The sequence below is a fragment of the Dactylosporangium sp. NPDC050588 genome, assembly GCF_040654975.1.
Lineage (GTDB): Bacteria > Actinomycetota > Actinomycetes > Mycobacteriales > Micromonosporaceae > Dactylosporangium > Dactylosporangium maewongense.
Genome location: NZ_JBFAJA010000024.1, coordinates 72,355 through 90,501 on the forward strand (window position 1 = coordinate 72,355; position 18,147 = coordinate 90,501).

General features: G+C 74.9%; 15 protein-coding genes. 6 read left to right on the forward strand and 9 right to left on the reverse strand.

The window, feature by feature from the left end; genetic code table 11:
* Positions 1 to 147 precede the first annotated feature (147 nt).
* Genes AB0I21_RS18610 through AB0I21_RS18625 form a run of 4 tightly spaced genes read right to left on the reverse strand, consistent with a single transcriptional unit; the run spans position 148 to position 5,734 of the window.
* Positions 148 to 2,358, reverse strand: a complete 2,211-nt coding sequence (locus AB0I21_RS18610) for a tetratricopeptide repeat protein (protein WP_360562556.1) — start codon at positions 2,356 to 2,358, stop codon at positions 148 to 150.
* Positions 2,355 to 3,479 (reverse strand): hypothetical protein, encoded by a 1,125-nt coding sequence (locus AB0I21_RS18615; protein ID WP_360562558.1) that lies wholly within the window; start codon positions 3,477 to 3,479, stop codon positions 2,355 to 2,357. The genes AB0I21_RS18610 and AB0I21_RS18615 overlap by 4 nt, the downstream gene beginning before the upstream one ends.
* Before the next feature lie 6 nt (positions 3,480 to 3,485).
* The gene (locus AB0I21_RS18620) at positions 3,486 to 4,460 is read right to left on the reverse strand and encodes a glutamate ABC transporter substrate-binding protein (RefSeq protein WP_360562559.1); all 975 of its coding nucleotides are present in this window, start codon (positions 4,458 to 4,460) and stop codon (positions 3,486 to 3,488) included.
* A complete protein-coding gene (locus AB0I21_RS18625) occupies positions 4,457 to 5,734 on the reverse strand; it encodes a hypothetical protein (protein WP_360562561.1) in 1,278 nt (425 codons plus the stop codon). The genes AB0I21_RS18620 and AB0I21_RS18625 overlap by 4 nt, the downstream gene beginning before the upstream one ends.
* A 143-nt stretch (positions 5,735 to 5,877) precedes the next feature.
* Between AB0I21_RS18625 and AB0I21_RS18630 the strand changes: the two genes are divergently transcribed.
* The 4 genes from AB0I21_RS18630 to AB0I21_RS18645 are packed head-to-tail and all read left to right on the forward strand — an operon-like array spanning position 5,878 to position 9,843.
* On the forward strand, positions 5,878 to 7,566 hold the full coding sequence (locus AB0I21_RS18630) for a M4 family metallopeptidase (protein WP_360562563.1): 1,689 nt from the start codon (positions 5,878 to 5,880) through the stop codon (positions 7,564 to 7,566).
* Positions 7,567 to 7,604: 38 nt separating this feature from the next.
* Entirely contained in the window at positions 7,605 to 8,417 is an 813-nt protein-coding gene (locus AB0I21_RS18635; protein ID WP_360562565.1) for a sulfurtransferase, read from the forward strand.
* Positions 8,414 to 8,686, forward strand: coding sequence for a hypothetical protein (locus AB0I21_RS18640; protein WP_360562566.1), 273 nt, complete (start codon positions 8,414 to 8,416; stop codon positions 8,684 to 8,686). The genes AB0I21_RS18635 and AB0I21_RS18640 overlap by 4 nt, the downstream gene beginning before the upstream one ends.
* Before the next feature lie 20 nt (positions 8,687 to 8,706).
* The gene (locus tag AB0I21_RS18645) at positions 8,707 to 9,843 is read left to right on the forward strand and encodes a M20/M25/M40 family metallo-hydrolase (protein ID WP_360562568.1); all 1,137 of its coding nucleotides are present in this window, start codon (positions 8,707 to 8,709) and stop codon (positions 9,841 to 9,843) included.
* 13 nt (positions 9,844 to 9,856) lie between these two features.
* Here AB0I21_RS18645 and AB0I21_RS18650 read toward each other — a convergent pair whose 3' ends face one another.
* The 4 genes from AB0I21_RS18650 to AB0I21_RS18665 form a co-directional block, all read right to left on the reverse strand.
* The gene (locus tag AB0I21_RS18650) at positions 9,857 to 11,122 is read right to left on the reverse strand and encodes a HupE/UreJ family protein (RefSeq protein ID WP_360562570.1); all 1,266 of its coding nucleotides are present in this window, start codon (positions 11,120 to 11,122) and stop codon (positions 9,857 to 9,859) included.
* Positions 11,119 to 12,267 carry a DUF3500 domain-containing protein gene (locus AB0I21_RS18655; RefSeq protein WP_360562571.1) on the reverse strand — a complete coding sequence of 383 codons (1,149 nt, stop codon included), beginning with the start codon at positions 12,265 to 12,267 and terminating at the stop codon, positions 11,119 to 11,121. Before AB0I21_RS18655 ends, AB0I21_RS18650 begins: the two co-directional genes overlap by 4 nt.
* 66 nt (positions 12,268 to 12,333) lie before the next feature.
* Entirely contained in the window at positions 12,334 to 13,122 is a 789-nt protein-coding gene (locus tag AB0I21_RS18660) for a hypothetical protein (protein ID WP_360562572.1), read from the reverse strand.
* The gene (locus AB0I21_RS18665; protein ID WP_360562574.1) at positions 13,122 to 13,643 is read right to left on the reverse strand and encodes a SigE family RNA polymerase sigma factor; all 522 of its coding nucleotides are present in this window, start codon (positions 13,641 to 13,643) and stop codon (positions 13,122 to 13,124) included. Before AB0I21_RS18665 ends, AB0I21_RS18660 begins: the two co-directional genes overlap by 1 nt.
* A gap of 97 nt (positions 13,644 to 13,740) precedes the next feature.
* Between AB0I21_RS18665 and AB0I21_RS18670 the strand changes: the two genes are divergently transcribed.
* Positions 13,741 to 16,353, forward strand: coding sequence for an EAL domain-containing protein (locus tag AB0I21_RS18670; protein ID WP_360562576.1), 2,613 nt, complete (start codon positions 13,741 to 13,743; stop codon positions 16,351 to 16,353).
* Here the strand turns inward: AB0I21_RS18670 and AB0I21_RS18675 are convergent.
* Positions 16,325 to 16,969 carry a helix-turn-helix domain-containing protein gene (locus AB0I21_RS18675; protein WP_360562578.1) on the reverse strand — a complete coding sequence of 215 codons (645 nt, stop codon included), beginning with the start codon at positions 16,967 to 16,969 and terminating at the stop codon, positions 16,325 to 16,327. The two genes, AB0I21_RS18670 and AB0I21_RS18675, sit on opposite strands and share 29 nt — an antisense overlap.
* 70 nt (positions 16,970 to 17,039) lie before the next feature.
* On the opposite strand from AB0I21_RS18675, the gene AB0I21_RS18680 reads away from it, so the two are divergent.
* On the forward strand, positions 17,040 to 18,146 hold the full coding sequence (locus tag AB0I21_RS18680; RefSeq protein WP_360562580.1) for a hemerythrin domain-containing protein: 1,107 nt from the start codon (positions 17,040 to 17,042) through the stop codon (positions 18,144 to 18,146).
* Position 18,147: the final 1 nt, after the last annotated feature.

Here is an 18,147-nt window from a genome sequence, read left to right on the forward strand (position 1 = left end):
GGCCGGCGTCCGCTGGGGTGGCGACAGAATCAGCCAGCGCATCCGGCCGGCCAGCGGATGCGGGGGGTGTGGTCAGTGGGGTGCCGCATGACTCGCAGAAGCGGTCGCCGGCGGCGGTGGGGGCGGCGCACGACGGGCAGGGGGCGGTCACAGCCACGTCCGGGGGCGGACACGGTTGGCCTGGTCGACGAGGTCGATGCGGGTGTCCCGGTCGGGGGCGACCTTCGCCAGGACGCGGAAGGCGCGCTCCAAGCCCAGGCGCAGGTCCCGCTCCGACAGCCGGTGGGTCAGCACGGCGGCGGTGCCCGCGTTGCCGGCCTGGACCCAGGTGAGCGCGGCGCGCAGCGCCTCGACGGTGAGGCGGGCGCGGCGCTCGACGTCGAGGCCGAGGCGTTCGACCCGGCCCGAGACGTCGAGCAGGTCGGCCTCCGCGAGCCGGTCGGCCGGGGCGGCGAGGCGCGCCCTGACCGCGGCCACCTGTGCCGGCACGCTGTGGCTGGAGCTGTCGGGGACCGCGTCGAGGATCGCGACCGCGCCCGCCAGGTCGTCGCGGTCGGCGAGGATCCGGGCGACCCCGAAGGCGGCGCTGACGAAGGCGTGGTCGGTGCGCCAGACCGCCGCGTAGAGCCGCAGGGCGGTGTCGGTGTCGCCGCCGGCCTCCGCGGCGGCGGCGAGCGCGAGCTGCGGGGCGAGCTCGCCGGGCAGCGCGCCGTAGACGGCGTCGAACGCGGCCCTGGCGTCCCCGGGACGGCCGCCGGCGAGGGCGGCCATGCCGCGGTACCAGTCGACCCGCCAGTCGGCGTCGGTGATCGCGTCGAGGTCGGCGGCGGCCCCGGCGAGGTCGCCGGTGGCGATGCGGGCGCGGACCACGGCGAGGGCGACCTCGACCCCGTCGGCGCCGGCGGAGGCCAGGGCCGCCTGCAGCATCGCGGGATCGGCGGTCTGCATCGTGGCGAGCAGCGCCGCCCCCGGGTCGGCGGGGTCGACGGTCGGCACGGGCAGCGCCGCGACGACCTCGGCGCCGTCGAGCCCGGCGCCGGACGTCGGGACCGCCGTGACGACGCCCGCCGCGGTGCCGAAGGCCTTGCGCTCGCCGGTGAACTGGCTCGACACCGCCGGGCGGGGCTGGCCGTCGGCGGCGCTGAGGACCTGGCGCAGGACGCCGGTGAGCTGCTCGGCCATCTCCGCGGCGGAGCCGAACCGGCGGCCCGGCTCGGGGTCCGTGGCGCGCAGCAGCAGCCGGTGATACGACTCCTGCTGCGCCAGCAACGGCACCGTCGCCGGGTCGGGGAGGCGGTCGACGAACGTGGTGGTGAAGCCGCGGAAGTCGAAGCTGAGCACCGCCATCGCCCGGGCCACGGTGTAGAGGTCGGAGGCGACGGACGGGCCCGCGGTGGCGACCTCCGGCGCCTGGTAGCCGACCGTGCCCCACACGGCGCTGACGTCGTCGTCGGCGCGTCGCACGGCGCCGAGGTCGACGAGCTTGACCCGCTGGTCGGTGTGCAGCGCGTTGTCGGGCTTGAAGTCGCAGTACAGCAGCTCCCGCTCGTGCAGGTAACCCAGCGCCGGCAGGATCTCGCACGCGTAGGCGATGACCTGCGGCAGCGGCAGCGGCTGGCGGGTCCCGCCGGTCACCGGGCGGGCGAGGTAGATGTCGCGCAGCGAGAGGCCGCCGACGTACTCCATGACGATGTAGCCGACGCGGTCGCCGCTGCGCGGGTCGGGGTGCGACACGAAGTCGTAGATCTTCACGATCGACGGGTGGTCGACCTCGACCAGGAAGCGGCGTTCGGTGATCGCGGCCGCGGTGGCGTCGGGGTCGCCGGAGTCGATGAGGCCCTTGAGCACGACCCAGCGGTCGCTGACCTCGTCGCCGACGTTGCGGTCGCGGGCGAGGTAGATCCAGCCGAGGCCGCCGTACGCGATGGCGCCGAGCACCTCGTAGCGGCCCGCGACGACCGCGCCCGGCGGGAGCGACGGCCGGAAGCTGTACTGGGTTCGGCAGTTCGTGCAGAAGCCTTCGACGAGGCCGGGCCGGTCGCCGCGGGCGCGGCCGACGGGCTGCTCGCAGTTGCCGCAGAACCGGCGGTGCTCCGGCACCTGCGGGTCGGGCAGCACCGCGGCGGCGGGGTCGCGGCGCGGCACGACGGGCAGCGCGGCCAGGACCGGCGCGCCCCGCCCGCGGCCGGTCGTGCGGCCCGACGACGAACTCGGCGCGGAGGGCGTCGAGGCATCGGTGACGGGGGCCGCCGATGCCTCAGTGACGGGAGCTGGGACACCGGCCTGCTTGTGGCCGCACTCGTCGCAGTAGCCGTCCTCGTCGTACGAGCCCGGGCAGCCGGCACGCGTACACCTCATGTCGTGGTCCCTTCGGTGGACAGCGCTTGCTGGTAGGCGAACACGGCCCTGGTCGCCGCCCGCAGGTCGCACGGCGCGGTCCACAGCAGGTCGCGGGCGGCCTGGTACCGCGACATCAGCGCGGGGTCCTCGACGCGGTCGAGGCGGACCGCCTTCGCCCGGTACGCCTCGAGCCGGCCGCGGAGCTCGAGGCGCCGGTCGAGCAGGCCGGTCGCCGCGGTGGCCCGGTCCTCGGCGGCGGTGACGGCGGCGGTCAGGTCGCGGTCGAGGGCGGCGAGCCGCCGGTCGAGGGCCGGCCAGCCGTCGAGGTCGAGCGCGTCGGTGGCGCGGACGGCGGCGGCGACCTCGCCGGCGAACCGGTCGTGGACGTCCGGCGGGTCCGGCAGGCCGGGGTCGGCGATCTTCTCGGCCGCGGCCGCGTACGCCTGGCGCGCCCGCTGCTCGGCGGCGGCGAGCGCGTCCAGGAGCGTGTCGAGGCGGGTCAGCCGGGCCGGCAGCGCGGTGCGCAGCGCGGCGAGGTCGGCGAGCCGCCGGACCACCGCGGTGAGGTCGTCGCGCAGCGCCGTCCAGGCCGGCTCGTCGATGGTGAGCGGGTCGCCGAGCGCGGCGCCGTACACCTGCCGCAGCCGCTGCTGGAGCGGTCCGGTGGTCGGGGTGTGGTCGGCGCCGACCCGGTGGTGCGCGGCGACGGCCGCCTCGAGGGCGGTGTCGAGCTCGATGATCCGGTCGGTGAGCGCCGTGCGGGCCGCCTCGATGCGGTCGAGCACCGCGACCGTCCCGGCACACCGCTGTTCGAGGTCGGCGAGGAGGGCGGCCGGCGGCAGTGCGGGCAGGCCGTCGAGCGGGTCGGTGGCGACGGGTGTGGTGAGGATGCGGGCGGTGGCGACGTCGCGGGAGCGCCCCTTGAGCGCCCGCAGCTGCTCCAGGACGTCGCGGACGGCGACGAACCCGGACCACAGCCGGGCGACGTCGGCGCCGGGCCACGCGGCGGCGGTGGCGCCGTGCAGCGGCACGTCGCGCAGCACCTGCGCCGGGTGGGTGTCCACGGTGTACAGCGCGGCCGCGAGCCGGTCGTGCGCGGCAGTCAGGTCGGCGACGGCGCGGTCGGTGGCGGTGACCATGGTCGGTCAGTCCACGTACTTCGCGGGCGGCGGCGACGGCACCGGGCCGTACTTGGCGAACCAGGTGCTGTAGATGGTGGTCCAGGTGCCGTTGGCCCGGATGCGGTCCAGGACGCCGTTGACGAAGCGGACCAGGTCGGGCGTTTCGAGGGGCATCGCGACGCCGGACGGCTCGTCGCTGATCCGGGCGCCGACGACCTCGGTGCCGGGGTCCTGCGCGGCGAGGCCGAGCAGCAGCACGTCCACGGTGGACACCGCGTCGACCTGCCCCTGCTGCAGCATGACCAGGCAGTCGAGGGTGCTGTCGGTGGCGACGGCGACCGGCTTCGACGGCTGCTTCATGATCGTGACGATGCTGGTGCTGCCCCGCGTCGCACACACCTTGCGGCCGCCGAGGTCGGCGAAGTCCTTGATGCCGGAGCCGCGGTTGACCAGCAGCCGCTGCCCGGACGTCAGGTATTCGGTGGAGAACGCGACCTGCTGCATCCGCTCGCAGGTGGCGGTCATCGTGCGGATGACCATGTCGACCTCGCGCCGCTGCAGGACCGGGATCCGGTCGGCGGTGGTGATCGCCCGCCACTGGATCGCGTCGGGGTTGCCGAGCAGCGCGCGGGCGATCTCCCGGGCGATGTCGATCTCGAAGCCGACGACCTGGCCGGTGACCGGGTCGCGGTAGCTGGTGAGGTACGCGTTCTGGTCAATGCCGACGATCAGCCGTCCCCGCGCGGCGATCGTCGCCATGGCCGAGCCGGCCGGCATCTTCCCGGGCGCGGGCAGCGTCGCCGGCGGCCGGAGGCTGGCCCTCGGGTCGCATACCGGCGGCGGCGTGGCCGGCGGCGACGGCGGCACGGCCGGGTCCTGCACGTTCAGCGGCCGGGGCACCGCGGCGGCGGCCGAGCTGTCGGCCTGCGGCGCCGCCGGGGTCTGCCCGCAGCCGGCGAGGACGAGCACGGCGGCGGCCGCCACGGCGAGCTTCTTCATCGGTACTCCGCGATCCGCTGGTTCAGGCCGAACGCGGCGGCCGCCGCGACGGCGAGGGCGAGCAGCGCGACGGCCACGTCGGCGCCGCCGAGCGCGTCCCCGGCGCCGGCCGCCTCCCGGTCGAAGTGCCGCCCGCTGCCGGCGATCCCCTCGGCGAGGGCCGCGTCGAGCCGGCCGGCCGCGGCGGCCGCGCTGGCGTCGCCGGAGGTGGCCAGGGTGACCGCCTCGGCGTGCTGGCTGCCGTCGTCGAGCGAGCGGACCTGCCGGTGGATGGTCAGCCAGTCGGCGGCGTGCCGCTGCGCGGCCTCCACCGCGGACCGGGCCGCCGCGTCGGGCGCCTGGTCACGCGCCCGCTGCAGGAGGCCGTCCTGCCCGGCCAGCCGCTCCATCATGGCGGTGAAGTCCTGCTCGAACGCCTTGCCGTCGCCGCGGGCGATCAGCGTCAGTCCCTCGTCGGCGCGCGCCTGCAGCGCCGTGATCCTCGCCTCGGCGAGCAACCCGACCTGCTCGGACCCGGCGTCGCGGCCCTCGCTGATGTGGCCGGCCGCGCCCGCGGAGGCGACCGCGAGCCAGCCGCACGCGACGAGCGCGGCGACCGTGGCGAGGACCATGCCGCGGTTGAGCCGCCGGTTGGTCAGGCGCGTCACGTACAGCTGGGTCAGCAGCAGCACGCCCAGCAGCGCCAGCCCGAGCAGGGTCACCGTCCACGGCCACCGGGCGACGGCCCGCTGCGCGTCGGCGAGGCGCGCGGCCTCGGCCCGGAACAGGTCCTGCGCGGCGGGCAGGATCGTCTGCCGCATCAGCGCCGACGCCTCCCGCAGGTAGGCGCCGCCGAGCGGGATGCCCTGCCGGTTGTACGTGCGGGCCGACTCGACCAGGCCGGTGTAGACGGGGATCTGCCGGACCAGCACGCCGAGCGCCGCCGCGCTTCGGCCTTCGGCGTTGTGCAGCGCGGCCGTCAGCGCCGACGACGCCCTGGCGATGTCGTCGAGATACCGCTTGCGCAGCTCCGCCGGCTCGACGCCGTTGGCGAGGAACGCGCTGGCGGCGGTCGCGTCGGCGTCGGACAGCGACCGGTAGATGTCCTGCGCCTGCAGGCTGAGCGGCCCGCTGCGGTCGGTCACGTCGCTGACCAGGCCCACCCCGGCCCGCATGGTGAGCACCCCGGCCAGCCCGAACGCGACGGCGAGCACGACCACGGCGGCGGTCAGCGTGGTGAGCCGGCCCGGGCTCGTGGCGGCCCGGCGGATGAGTCGACGCCACGCGGTTGCCAACACACATCTCCCCGTCTCGATGATGCCCACGAACATATCGGGCGGCGTCAACCATCCGACAGGTGCCCGACGCAACTCCCGGCTTCGTGCCAAAGACCTGCGCCCGGCCGAACCGGCAGTGTGAAACCTGCGTTCTGTATCCCATGTCTGTTCGCCATTTCCTCACGGTCGTCGCGGCGGTCTCCGCCGTCGCGGTGGCCGGATGCACACCTACATCGCAGTCCACCCCGTCCGCCGGCGCCGCCAGCGCCGGCGCCTCTTCCGACGAGTCGCAGGAGGCCTCCCCGGAGCCGTCGGTCGACCCGTCCCAGGCCGAGGCCGCGGACCCCGCCGCCGCGCCGGCCCGCAAGGCCCTCGACACGCACGGCGGCGACGTCCGGGCCACGCCGGAGGACCGGTTCGCGTTCTACGGCAGCCGCGTCGACGGCGCCGGCGGCGGCTCCCACGTCCGGTTCACCCGCACCTACCGCGGGCTGCGCGTCTACGGCGGCGACATCGTCGTGCACACCGGCCCCGGCGGCACGTACAAGGGCGCCTCCAACAGCCTCGCCAAGCCGCTGCAGGTCGACGTCACGCCGAAGATCTCCGCCACCGACGCCCTGGCCGCGGCGAAGGCGCACTTCACCGGCAAGGTCGCCGGCGCCGGCGCGCCCCGGCTGCTGGTCGACGCGTCCACCGGCACCGGCCGGCTCACCTGGGAGAGCATCGTGGAGGGCGTCGCCAAGGACGGGCAGACCCCGTCTCGGCTGCACGTGCTCACCGACGCCCACACCGGCGGCGTCGTCCGCTCCTGGGACGAGGTCGAGACGGTCGCCGGCACCGGCAACAGCCTGTACAGCGGCAAGGTCGGCATCGACGCCCAGCGGTTCGGCACCACGTTCCGGCTCACCGACACCACGCGCGGCCGCGGCACCGTCTGCGACATGGCGCACCAGGAGGACGAGAACGGCAGCTGCAAGCTCTTCACCGACGCCGACAACACCTGGGGCACCGGCACGAACGACGACCCGGCCTCGGCCGCCGTCGACGCCGCCTACGGCGCCGCGGCCACCTACGACTACTTCAAGACCGTGCACGGCCGCCGCGGGATCAACAACAACGGCCGCGGGGTGCCGTCGCGGGTGCACTTCGGCGACGAGTACGTCAACGCGTTCTGGGACAAGGGCCGGATGACCTACGGCGACGGCCGCGGCAACGCTCATCCGCTGGTCCAGCTGGACATCGCCGGGCACGAGATGAGCCACGGCATCACCGAGAAGAGCGTCTCCGGCGACCTCACCTACACCGGCGAATCCGGCGGGCTCAACGAGGCGACCAGCGACATCTTCGGCACCATGGTCGAGTTCTACGCCGCCAACCCCGCCGACCCCGGCGACTACCTGATCGGCGAGAAGATCGACATCTTCGGCACCGGCGCGCCGCTGCGCTACATGTTCGACCCGGCGCTGGACGGCAGGTCGCACAGCTGCTGGTCCGCCGAGACCCCGAACGTCGACCCGCACCTGTCCTCGGGCGTGGGCAACCACTTCTTCTTCAACCTGGCCGAGGGCACCGGCAAGACCGCGTTCGGCACGTCGCCGATCTGCGGCAACGCGGGCGCCGTCACCGGCATCGGCCGGGCGAAGGCGGAGAAGATCTGGTACCGGGCGCTGGACGTGTACTTCGTCTCCAACACCAGCTACGTCAGCGCCGAGAACCCGGGCAACACCGCCCGCGCCTACACCCTCCAGGCCGCCGCCGACCTGTACGGCAGCTGCGGCGCGGAGTACAAGGCGGTGCAGCTGGCGTGGACGGCGGTCAACGTGGCCGGCACCGACGCCGCCTGCGCATAGGATCACCTTCTGGTCGCTACACGTCGGAGGTCGGTCTGATGGGTCCACTCGTTCAGGTTGAGGATGTCGGGGACGGCGTCCTGCTGCTCGACGCGCGGTGGACCCCGCAGCCGCCTCCGGCGCTGGAGCGCTACCGGGCCGCGCACCTGCCGGGCGCCCGGTTCGTCGACCTCGACACCGACCTCGCCGCGCCGCCCGGCGCCGGCGGCCGGCACCCGCTGCCGACCGCCGCGGCGTTCCAGGCGGCGATGCGGCGGCTCGGCGTGGACTCCGGCGCCTCCGTGGTCGTCTACGACGACCGGGACGCGTCGGTGGCCGCCCGGCTGTGGTGGATGCTGCGGCACTGGGGCCACGACGACGTCCGGGTCCTCGACGGCGGCATCGCCGCGTGGATCCGGGCCGGCCGGCCGACCGAGTCCGGTGACCCCGTGCCGGTCCCGCCCGGCGACTTCACCGCCGGCGACGCCCGCGACGACCTGCTGACCGTCGGCGAGGTGCCGGACTTCCTCAAGGACGGCGTGCTGCTCGACGCGCGGCTCGGGCCGCGGTTCCGCGGTGAGGTCGAGCCGCTCGACCGGGTCGCCGGCCACATCCCGGGCGCGGTCTCGGCGCCGACGTTCGACAACAGCGACCCCGACGGGCTGTTCCTGCCGCCGGAACAACTGCGGGAGCGGTTCGTGGCGCTGGGCGTCACCGGCGACCGGCCGGTCGCGGCCTACTGCGGCTCCGGGGTGACCGCGGCGCACGAGGTCCTCGCCCTCGAGCTGGCCGGGTTCACGCCGCGCCTGTACGCGGGATCGTGGAGCGAGTGGATCGCCGACCCGGACCGTCCGGTGGCCACCGGCCCGTGACCGGGGGACATCGCGCCGGCCGGAACCGGCGGCCGTTCACGCGCCGCACGGAGGCATACCTGAGCACGCTCGCCCCGCCGGTCGTGCGGGACCGCCCCCGCGGCGGCACGGGCAGCATCGCGTTCGGCGAGTTCCCGGGTCTCGCGGACGCGCTCAACGAGGCAGGCGTCAACGTCAACCGCCGTCGCCGCGGACCGCGCCCGATCGTCCTGTGGCACGTCGCCCAGCCCGACCACGTCCGCGGCGTGATCGCCCAGGCGCAGCGCTGAGCGGATCTATGCTGGGCCGCATGACGGGGATCTGGGATCATGCATGTATCGATGCGACGGCCGCACCGCTGGACGAGGCGCTGATCGGGCTGCGGCGGGACATCCACCGGTGGCCGGAGCCGGCGGGTGAGGAGCGGCGGACGGCCGGGCTGGTCGCGGAGCGGCTGCGCGCCGCCGGCCTGGACGTGCGGACCGGGGTCGGCGGGCACGGCGTCGTCGCCGTCGTGGAAGGCGCCCGGGAGGGGCGGACGCTGCTGTACCGGGCGGACATGGACGCCTTGGTGGTCGAGCAGGGCACTGCCGGGGCCGCGCACCTCTGCGGGCACGACGTGCACACCGTGGTCGGGGTCGGCGTGGCCGAGGTCCTCGCCGGCCTGCGGGACCGGTTCGCGGGGCGGGTCGTGGTGGTGTTCCAGCCGGCGGAGGAGACCCTGGAGGGGGCCAGGGCGATGCTCGACGACGGCGTCCTGGAGCCGCACCTGCCGGAGGAGGCGTACGCGCTGCACTGCGGGCCCCTGCCGGTCGGCGTGTTCGCCGCGATGCCCGGCGCCGGCCTTCCCGGGCTCGACGTCGCCCACCTGGAGCTGCCCGGCGCCGACACCGGACGCGCGCTGCTGGACCGGATCGCCGCGATGTCGACGGTACGGCGCCCCGAGTCGGACGCCGAGCTCGCCGACCTGATGGCCGCGCTGCAGACCCCCGACGGGCCGCTCGCCCGGTTCGTCCTGACCGGGGCGCAGCTGGCCGCGGACGCGGACCCGGTCACCGCCGACGTGTGGGTGCGGGCCTGGCCCGAGGAGCGTCACCCCGAGGTGCGCGACGACCTGCGGCGGCTGGCCGCGCAGGCGGGTGCGCGGATCACGTTCCCGGCGCCACCGTTCCCGGCGATGGTGTGCTCGCCGGAGCTGACCGAGGCGGCTGCCGCGCACCTGCGCGGGCACCCGGGCGTCGACACGGTGATGACGATGCCCGCGGCGTGGCCGTTCAGCGGGGAGGACTTCTCGCTGTTCCTGCACCGGGTCCCCGGCGCGATGTTCTACCTCGGCGTCGGCGAGCAGGGTCTGCCCCACTCGCCCGGCTTCACCGTGGACGAGCGCGCCATCGGCGTCGGCGTCCGGGCGATGACGGCGCTCCTGCTGCACCGCCTCGACGCCTGACGCCGCCCGCCGCTCAGCCGTCCCGGCGGGCCGGCTGAGCGGCGGCGGGGCCGTCCTCGGGGCGGGTCGCCCTGGCGATCAGCAGGACCGCGGTGGCGGCGAAGAGGGCGCCGGCGAGGCGTTCCGGGGTGCCGAGCAGCATGCCGGTGAGCGGCTGGACCGGGTTCGTCAGGTCGAACGCCCGCTCCACGACCCAGCCGGTGGCCACCGCCGCGGCCGAGGCGGCCAGGGTCACCGACACCGCCGGGGAGCGGGCCAGGACGGCGACCGGCACGGCGATGAGCGCCAGCGCGAGCAGCTGCGCGGCCTCCAGGCCGAGGTTGAAGCCGAGCAGCGGCAGGACGAGGTCCGTGCCGGTCAGGGCGAGGCGCTGCAACGTGCCGGCGAAGCCCAGACCATGGACGAGCCCGAAGGCGGCGGCCAGGGCCAGCTCGGTGCGCGCCGACAGCGCCGGGCGCACCGCGTGGGCGGCGGCCACGACGATGGTGAGCGCGATGCCCGCGTCCACCACCCGGGTGGGCAGCGACACCCAGCCGAGCGAGGCGAGCGCGAGGCTCACGGAGTGCCCGGCCGTGAACATGGCGGTGATCCCGGCCATGAGCGTGACCCTGGCCCGCAGCCGGGCGCGGCGCAGCGAGCGGCGGGCGGCCGCGAGGGCGATCACGCACAGGAACAGCAGATGGTCGGCGCCCTGCCGGAAGTGTTCGAAGCCGGCGTGCAGCATCGACGCCGCCGGCACGGACGCCGGTGGCGGGGCCGCGATCTCGAGCCGCATGACCGGGGCCTGGTGGTTGAGCAGCACCATCGCCCCCGCGTCGGTGGTGACGAGCACCTTGTGCGAGTGGACGACGTCGGTCACGACGTCCCACCGCAGCCGCGCGGACCGGGCCCGGTCGGCGGCCGGCGGCAGCGCGGCGGTGAGCCGCACGCGGGCGGTGTCGACGCCCCGGATCTGGTCCGGCGCAACCTCGTCGACGGTGACCGGCCAGGTCACGCCGTCGTCGGCGGTGAGCCGGACCCGGTCTCGGACGAGCGTCGTCAGCCAGTTCGCGGACGCCCGCACGGCCGGTCCGGGGTCGGAGTCGAGCCGGGTGTGGTACGCCAGGTCGATCCGCGACAGCGGGATCTGCGCGTTGATCGCCAGCTCGGTGGCGCCCGCGGACCCGACGGTGACGAGCGTCGTGCCGGGGTCGTGCGCGTGCGCGGGCGCCGGCGCGAACGCCTGCAGGGCGAGGAGGACGGCCGCGAGCGCCGCGGCCCGCAGCAGGCGGCGCATCATCCGGCGCCCGTGCCGTAGTCGAGCCGCTTGTCGCGGTACACCGTGTGGTAGTGCAGCCCGCCGGTGCCCGCGTTGAGCCATTCGATCCACACCTGCGGGCCGTCGATGCGGAAGTAGGCGTTCTCGCTCTTGGGGTCGACGGTGCCGGTGTAGCCGATCGTGGTCTGGTCCAGCTGCGAGGCGTACAGGTCGAGCAGCGGCTGCGCCAGCTCCGGGGCGCCGTCGGCGACCCAGCCCTTGATGACGGACCGCGCCAGGGCCTGCTGTTTGGCGTCGAGTCTGCGGTACGGCAGGCCCGCCTGCGCCGGGTAGCCCGTGTCGACGCCGGGGCCCATGACGACGTCGTCGTACGTGCCGGTGAGCCGCGCGCCGGCCTGCTGCTCGGTGGTGAGCGACTTGAACAGGGCGAAGACGTCCTTGGCCTCCTGCCCCATCGGCTCGATGGTCTTGCCGCCGGCGGTGAAGCTGACCGGCTGGGCGCCGCTGAAGTGCGGCGAGACGCTCACCGTGCCGCCGCCCATCGACACGTGCACGGCGAGGTGGTGGCCGCCGAACTGCAGCGTCCACGGCTGGGTCGCGGACGGCTGGCCGAACAGCGCGATGTGGTAGTCGCCCTGCCCCAGCTCGCCCTCCTCGAGCAGCCGCCCGTCCTCGGCGAGCACGTCGTCGGCGGCCATCTGGTGCAGCACCTGCGTGTAGCCGTCGGCGGACAGGACGCTCTGCACCGCGGCGAGCGCGGCCGCCTTCTGCGCGACGCCGAGGTCGCCGACCTTCAGCCCGCCGCGCCCGTCGAACTCGCCGTCGGGCAGCCCGGACCAGCCGCACCGCTTCGCGTCGAGGGCGGCGTAGTCGAGCAGGACGGCCGTCTTCTGCGTCGCGGTGAGCGTGCCGAGGAACGCCTGCGCCTTGGCGACGGCCGCGGCGACGGTCTGCGTGGCCGTCACGGCGGGTACCGCACCTGCTGTCGCACCGGCCGCCGTCGCGGTCGGCCCCGGCGCCGACGGGACGCACACGCTCCGGGCGCCGGGCGGCCCGCCGGCGGCGGCCGGCCGGCGGGTCCCGGTGTCCTTGTCCTCGCCCCCGCCGCACGCCGCCGCGGACAGCAGCACCAGCGCGCAGGCGAGCAGGCTCCAGCGTTTCTGCACGCCGTCGAGTATGACCGTTTTGTCCGGACGCGCCGGTGATGTGGCGGCCGTGTCCACCCGACCGGGTCAGGCGGGGTACAGGGTGAGCCTCGGGTCGCGGGCGATCTCGACGGCCTGCTCACCGGTCAGGGGCGGGTTGCCGGTCAGCGACGGCTCGTTGCTGACGGACACCTCGACGGTGCTGCCGTCGCCGCGTTCGTGCCGCGCCATGTTCCGGATCATGCCGGGCCGCTCGTCGCGGACGGTCTCCGTCGTGTACGACGGCACCACGTCCTCCAGGATGCACGAGTACGCCGTGTACGGCGGCGTCATGCCCGGCACGACGGTGATCGTGAGGTCGGGGTGGCACGAGGTGGTCACCGACGCCGCGTACTGCCGCACCATGGTGATCCGCAGCGCGCCCGTCACCCCGCCGGCGGTCACGTCGGCGGTCACCACGTACGCGTAGGTCTGCTCGAGCGAGTCGGCGGCGGCCGGCACCACCCGCCGCTCCACTGTGGGGCGCCCGACGACCCGCGCCCCCGGGACGACCTGCGCCACCACCACCGGGACCGTCCCGGCGAGCCGCTCGACGGCGGACTCGAGGGGCTCGACCGGTTTCAGCCCGAGCAGGCCGCTCGCCGTCTGCTCCGGCGCGGTCGGAAACGTGTTCGGCGGGGCGCCGGTCAGGGCCGGTGGCGCCGCCCCCGGCAGGATCAGCGCGGCGGCGAACGCGGCGAGGGCCACCCCGCCGCCGGCGGTCGCGAGGCGGCGGTGCCGGACCCGGCGCCGGGAGCGGCGCACGAGCGTGTCGAGGGTGTCGCGGGCCGGGGGCTCGTCGCTGAGGACGGTGTCGAACAGCTGCTGGTGGCTCATCATGCCTGCCTGACGGTCGGGACCGGGGTCGGGGTCGGTGGCGCGGCGAGGGCGCGCAGGGTCTCCAGGCCGCGGGCGGTCTGGCTCTTCACGGTGCCGGCGGAGACGCCGAGGATCTCGGCGGTCTCCTCGACGGAGAGGTCGCAGTAGAAGCGCAGCACCAGCACGGCCCGCCGCCGCGGGCCGAGCTGCGCCAGGTAGGTGTCGAGGGTCAGCCGCTCGACGGTCGCGTCGGCGTGCCGTGGCGGGTCGGGCGCCGGAAGGTCGTCGCCGGGCACCTCGCGCCGCCACGGGCGGCGGTGCTCGTCGACGACGGCGCGGGCGAGCATGCCGCCGACGTACGCGTCGAGGCTGTGGATCGAGTCCCGCCGGTGCCACTGCCGGAACAGCTTGTCCAGCACCGTCGCCACGAGGTCGTCCGCGAGGTGCCAGTCGCGGCACAGCAGGAACGCGGTCCGGCGCCAGGTGGCCATCCGTGGCCCCGCGTAGTCGCGGAACTCTGCTTCGTCCGACGTCTTCACCCCTGTGGGACGGGCGGCGCGGCGTTCCGGGTTGCCGCGTTGGTGCGACTTCGTAAACCCGGCCCCGCGGCGGCCGATCAGATGGGTGGAAGAGGGGGTGTCCGTGCTGGTCCGGGCGTACGTGTGCGTCGTTGTGACGCTCAGCGCGGCGTACTACCTCACGCCCGACTCGCCGCTGCGGTCGGTGCTGTGGACGGTGATCTCGGCGTCGACGGTGGTCGCGATCGTGGCCGGCGCGGCCCGGCACCGGCCGGCGCGGCCGCTGCCGTGGGTGCTCATCGCCGTCGGGCTGGTGGCGTACACCGTCGGGGAGGCGCTGTTCTACTGGCCGCAGCTGGTGGACGACCGGCAGCCGGCGGGGCCGTCGCTCGCCGACGTCTGGTACCTGGCGCTGTACCCGCTGCTCGCGGCCGCCCTGGTGATCCTGGTCCGGCGGCGCAGCCCGGGCGGCGACCGCGCGGCACTGCTCGACGCCGCCATCATCACCGTCGGCATGTCGCTGCTGACCTGGGTGTTCCTGATCGGGCCGTACCTCAGCAACGTCACCGGCGGCACGGTGCTGGAGCGGGCCACGGAGGTGGCGTACCCGCTCGGCGACGTGCTGGTGCTGGCGGTCCTGGCCCGGCTCGGCAGCGGCCGGACCGCCCGCGACACGCCGTTCTGGCTGCTGCTCGGCAGCCTCCTCGCGCTGCTGGCCACCGACGCGATCTTCGCGTGGCAGTCGCTGCGGGACCAGTTCCACGCCGGCAGCTGGGTCGATGCCGGCTGGATCCTGTTCTACCTCGGCATCGGCTGCGCCGCCCTGCACCCGGGCATGCGCCGGCTCGACGATCCCGTGGCGCCGGGGCCGGCCCGGCTGACCAGCGGCCGCTTCGCGGTGCTGCTCGCGGTCGCCGCGCTGCTCATCCCGGCCGTGATCACGGTCGAGTCGGCGGCGGTGGCGGAGCTGGCGGTGTTCCTCGCCGCGTCGTGCGTGCTGTTCGTGCTGATCCTGATCCGCATGGCGGACCTGATGGCGGCGCTGCGCGACGTCCAGCGGCAGCGCGCCGAGGACCGCTTCCAGCGGCTCACCGAGCAGGTCACCGACGTGCTGTCGATCTGCGGCCGGGACGCGACCATCCAGTACGTGACGCCGTCGGTGCGCTCGCTGCTGGACCACCACCCCGACGCGCTGCTCGGCACGCCGCTGACCGACCTCGTCCACCCCGACGACCGGCACCGGGTCGCGGTCCTGCTCGGCAGCGCCGTCACCGAGGGCGGCCGGGTCGGGCCCATCGAGTGCCGGCTACGGCGCGCCAACGGGCAGTACATCGTGACCGAGACCGTGGGCCGGGTCGTCGACGACGCCGACGTCAGCGGCTACCTGCTGACCACCCGCGACATCACCGAACGCAAAGCCCTGGAGGACCAGCTCACCCACCGGGCGTTCCACGACGAGCTGACCGGCCTGGCCAACCGGGCCCTGCTCGCCGACCGGGTGCACCACGCGCTGGAGCGGCGCGGGACCCCGTACCAGCACATCGCCGTCCTCGTCGTGGACCTCGACGACTTCAAGACCGTCAACGACTCCCTGGGCCGCTCGGCCGGCGACGCCCTGCTGCGGGCCGTCGGCGACCGGCTGCGCACGTGCCTGCGCTCCGCCGACACCGCCGCCCGCCTCGGCGGCGACGAGTTCGCGATGCTGCTGGAGCACCTCGACGACGCCGCCGAGGCCGCCCGGGTCGCCGAACGGATCCTCGCCACGCTGCGCCAGCCGCTGGCGATCGGCGGCCGGGAGATCCAGCCGCAGGCGAGCGTCGGCATCGCGCTGCCCGACCCCGACCGGCTCCCCGACGCCGACGAGCTGCTGCGCAACGCCGACGTGGCGATGCACATGGCGAAACGGCAGGGGCGCAACCGGTTCGCCTACTTCGCCCCGAGCATGCACGCGGGTCTGCTGGAGAAGCTCGACCTCGCCGAGGAGCTGCGCGGCGCCGTCGAGCGGCATGAGCTGCAGGTGTACTACCAGCCGTTCGTCGACCTGTCCGACGGTGCGATCGTGGGCGCCGAGGCGCTCGTACGCTGGCCGCATCCGCGACACGGGTTCATCCCGCCGGACCGGTTCATCCCCCTCGCCGAGGAGAGCGGGCTGATCCTGCCGCTCGGATACACGGTCCTGGAGACCGCCTGCCGCCAGGCGGCCGCGTGGCCCGGGCTGAAGATCAGCGTCAACCTGTCGCCGCGGCAGGTCCAGGATCCCGCGGTCGTCCTGTACGTGCAGCAGACGCTCGCCCGGTCGGGGCTGGCGCCGCACCTGCTCACGCTGGAGATCACGGAGTCGCTGCTGCAGGAGGACGCGGACGTCGCCCAGCACCGCCTCGGCGAGCTGAAGGCCCTCGGCGTGCAGCTGGCCGTCGACGACTTCGGCACCGGCTACTCGTCGCTGTCCCGCCTGCACGACTTCCCGATCGACGTCCTGAAGATCCCGAAGCCGTTCGTGGACGGGGTCGCGGCCGGCGCCGAGCAGTCCGCGCTGGCGCGGGCGATCCTCGACCTGGCCGCCGCGCTGGGGCTCGGCGTGGTCGCCGAGGGCATCGAGCACGCCGAGCAGGCCGCGGAGCTGCACCGCCTGGGCTGCGAGGTCGGCCAGGGCTTCCACTTCTCCAAGGCCGTGCCGGCCGCGGAGTTCGACGCGCTGCTGCCTATGCGGCTGGGAGCAGCAGGCAGGTGACGAGCTCCGCCATCCAGTCGGCGACCCGCTTGTCGTCCCAGCGGAGACGGTGCGCGACCAGCCAGCCGGCCTGATGGTTGAGCACCGTCCACAGCAGCGTGCCGCCGTGCTCGACGCTCAGGCCGTCGCGCAGCGGACCGAGCGCGGCGACGGACTCCACCAGCCGGCGCATGTCGGTGAGGCGCTGCTCCTCCAGCTCCTCCCACGACTCGTTGATCGCCGGGTCGGCGCCGGCGGCCTGGACGAAGGCCCGGCTGATCGGGGTCAGCGTCTGCGCCCGGTCCGCGACGGTGCGGGCGAACGCTTGGATCAGCTCCCGCTGGTCGTCGACGGCGAGCGCGGCGCGCACCTCGTCCCGGTCGTACAGGGCGATCGGCCGGTCGTCGCCGGCCACCGCCTCCTCGTGGGCGCGGCGCAGCAGCTGCGCCTTGGAGCCGGCCTTGTAGACCGACTCGACGGCGACGCCGGCCTCGTCGGCGATCGCCTGCATCGTGGTGCCGGCGTAGCCACGCTCGGCGAACAGCCGCCCGGCGGCGCGCACGATCGCGGCCCGGGTCGCCTCGGCCTGCGCCTGGCGCCGCGGTGAGCGGTAGGCCCGGCTCTGTGTCGTGTCCACGATATTGACTCCATACCTGCTGGCTCGAATACAGTGTGGCTGTACCGAATATAACCGAGGAGCGAACACGATGACAGACCAGTCCGGATACCTGTTGATGCACGCCGCGATCCGGGTCGAGCTCGACCGGCTCGCCGCATTCGCGCAAGACTTCGCCGCGGGCCGGCGACGGCCCGGCCCACGCCAGCTCACCGCGCTGCGCGCCCACATCGGCGACGTGATCGACATGATCCACCACCACCACGTCGGCGAGGACCGGTTCCTGTGGCCGATGCTGCGCGAGGCGGTCGGGCCGTCCGCGGAGCTGGACGCGCTCAGCGACGACCACGGCGAGCTGGACCCCCTGATGGACACCATCCGGGCCGCCCTGCAGGAGGGCCCGGGCGGCGCCGCCGACCTCGCCGACGCCGCGGTGCGGCTGCGGGACCTGATGACCCCGCACCTCGCCGAGGAGGAGGCGGTCGTGGTGCCGATCGTCGCCGAGCGCATCAGCCCGAAGCGGCACGCGGCCATGGAGAAGGCCATGCGCAAGGCCCTGCCGATCAGGATGGGCTTCGCCGTGCCGTGGGTGATGACCGCCGACGCCGAGCTGGCCCGCACCGTGCTGCGCAGCGCCCCGCTGCGGATGATCCTGCGGCTCACCCGCGGCCGGTACACCCGCCGTCTCCAGGACGCGTACGGCGACCTCGCGCCGGCGCACCCCGACATCGCGCTGACGGCCCGCGCGGAGGTCGTCATCCCGGTCGGCCCCGAGGCCGTGTACGCCGCGATCTCCGACGTCACGCGCATGGGCCGCTGGAGCCCGGAGTGCTACCGCAGCGAGTGGGACGACGCCGCGACCGGCCCCGCGACCGGCGCCCGCTTCCGCGGGTCGAGCCGCCACGGCATCGCCCGCTGGACCCGCGAGTGCGTGGTGACCACCGCGAAGCCCGGCGAGGAGTTCGCGTTCCGCACCCTGTGGCGGGCCCCCTTCTTCGACAGCACCACCTGGCGCTTCCAGCTCTCCCCCGTGCCCGGCGGCACCCGGCTCGTGCAGACGATGGCGCTCAGCGCGGGCCGCGGCATGCTCCTCTACGAGCGGGTCACGGGCCGGGACCGCTCGATGCCGAAGGCCATGGCCACGACGCTGGACCGCATCCGCGCCGACCTGTCCGCCCACTCCCCCGCCGGCGTTTGAC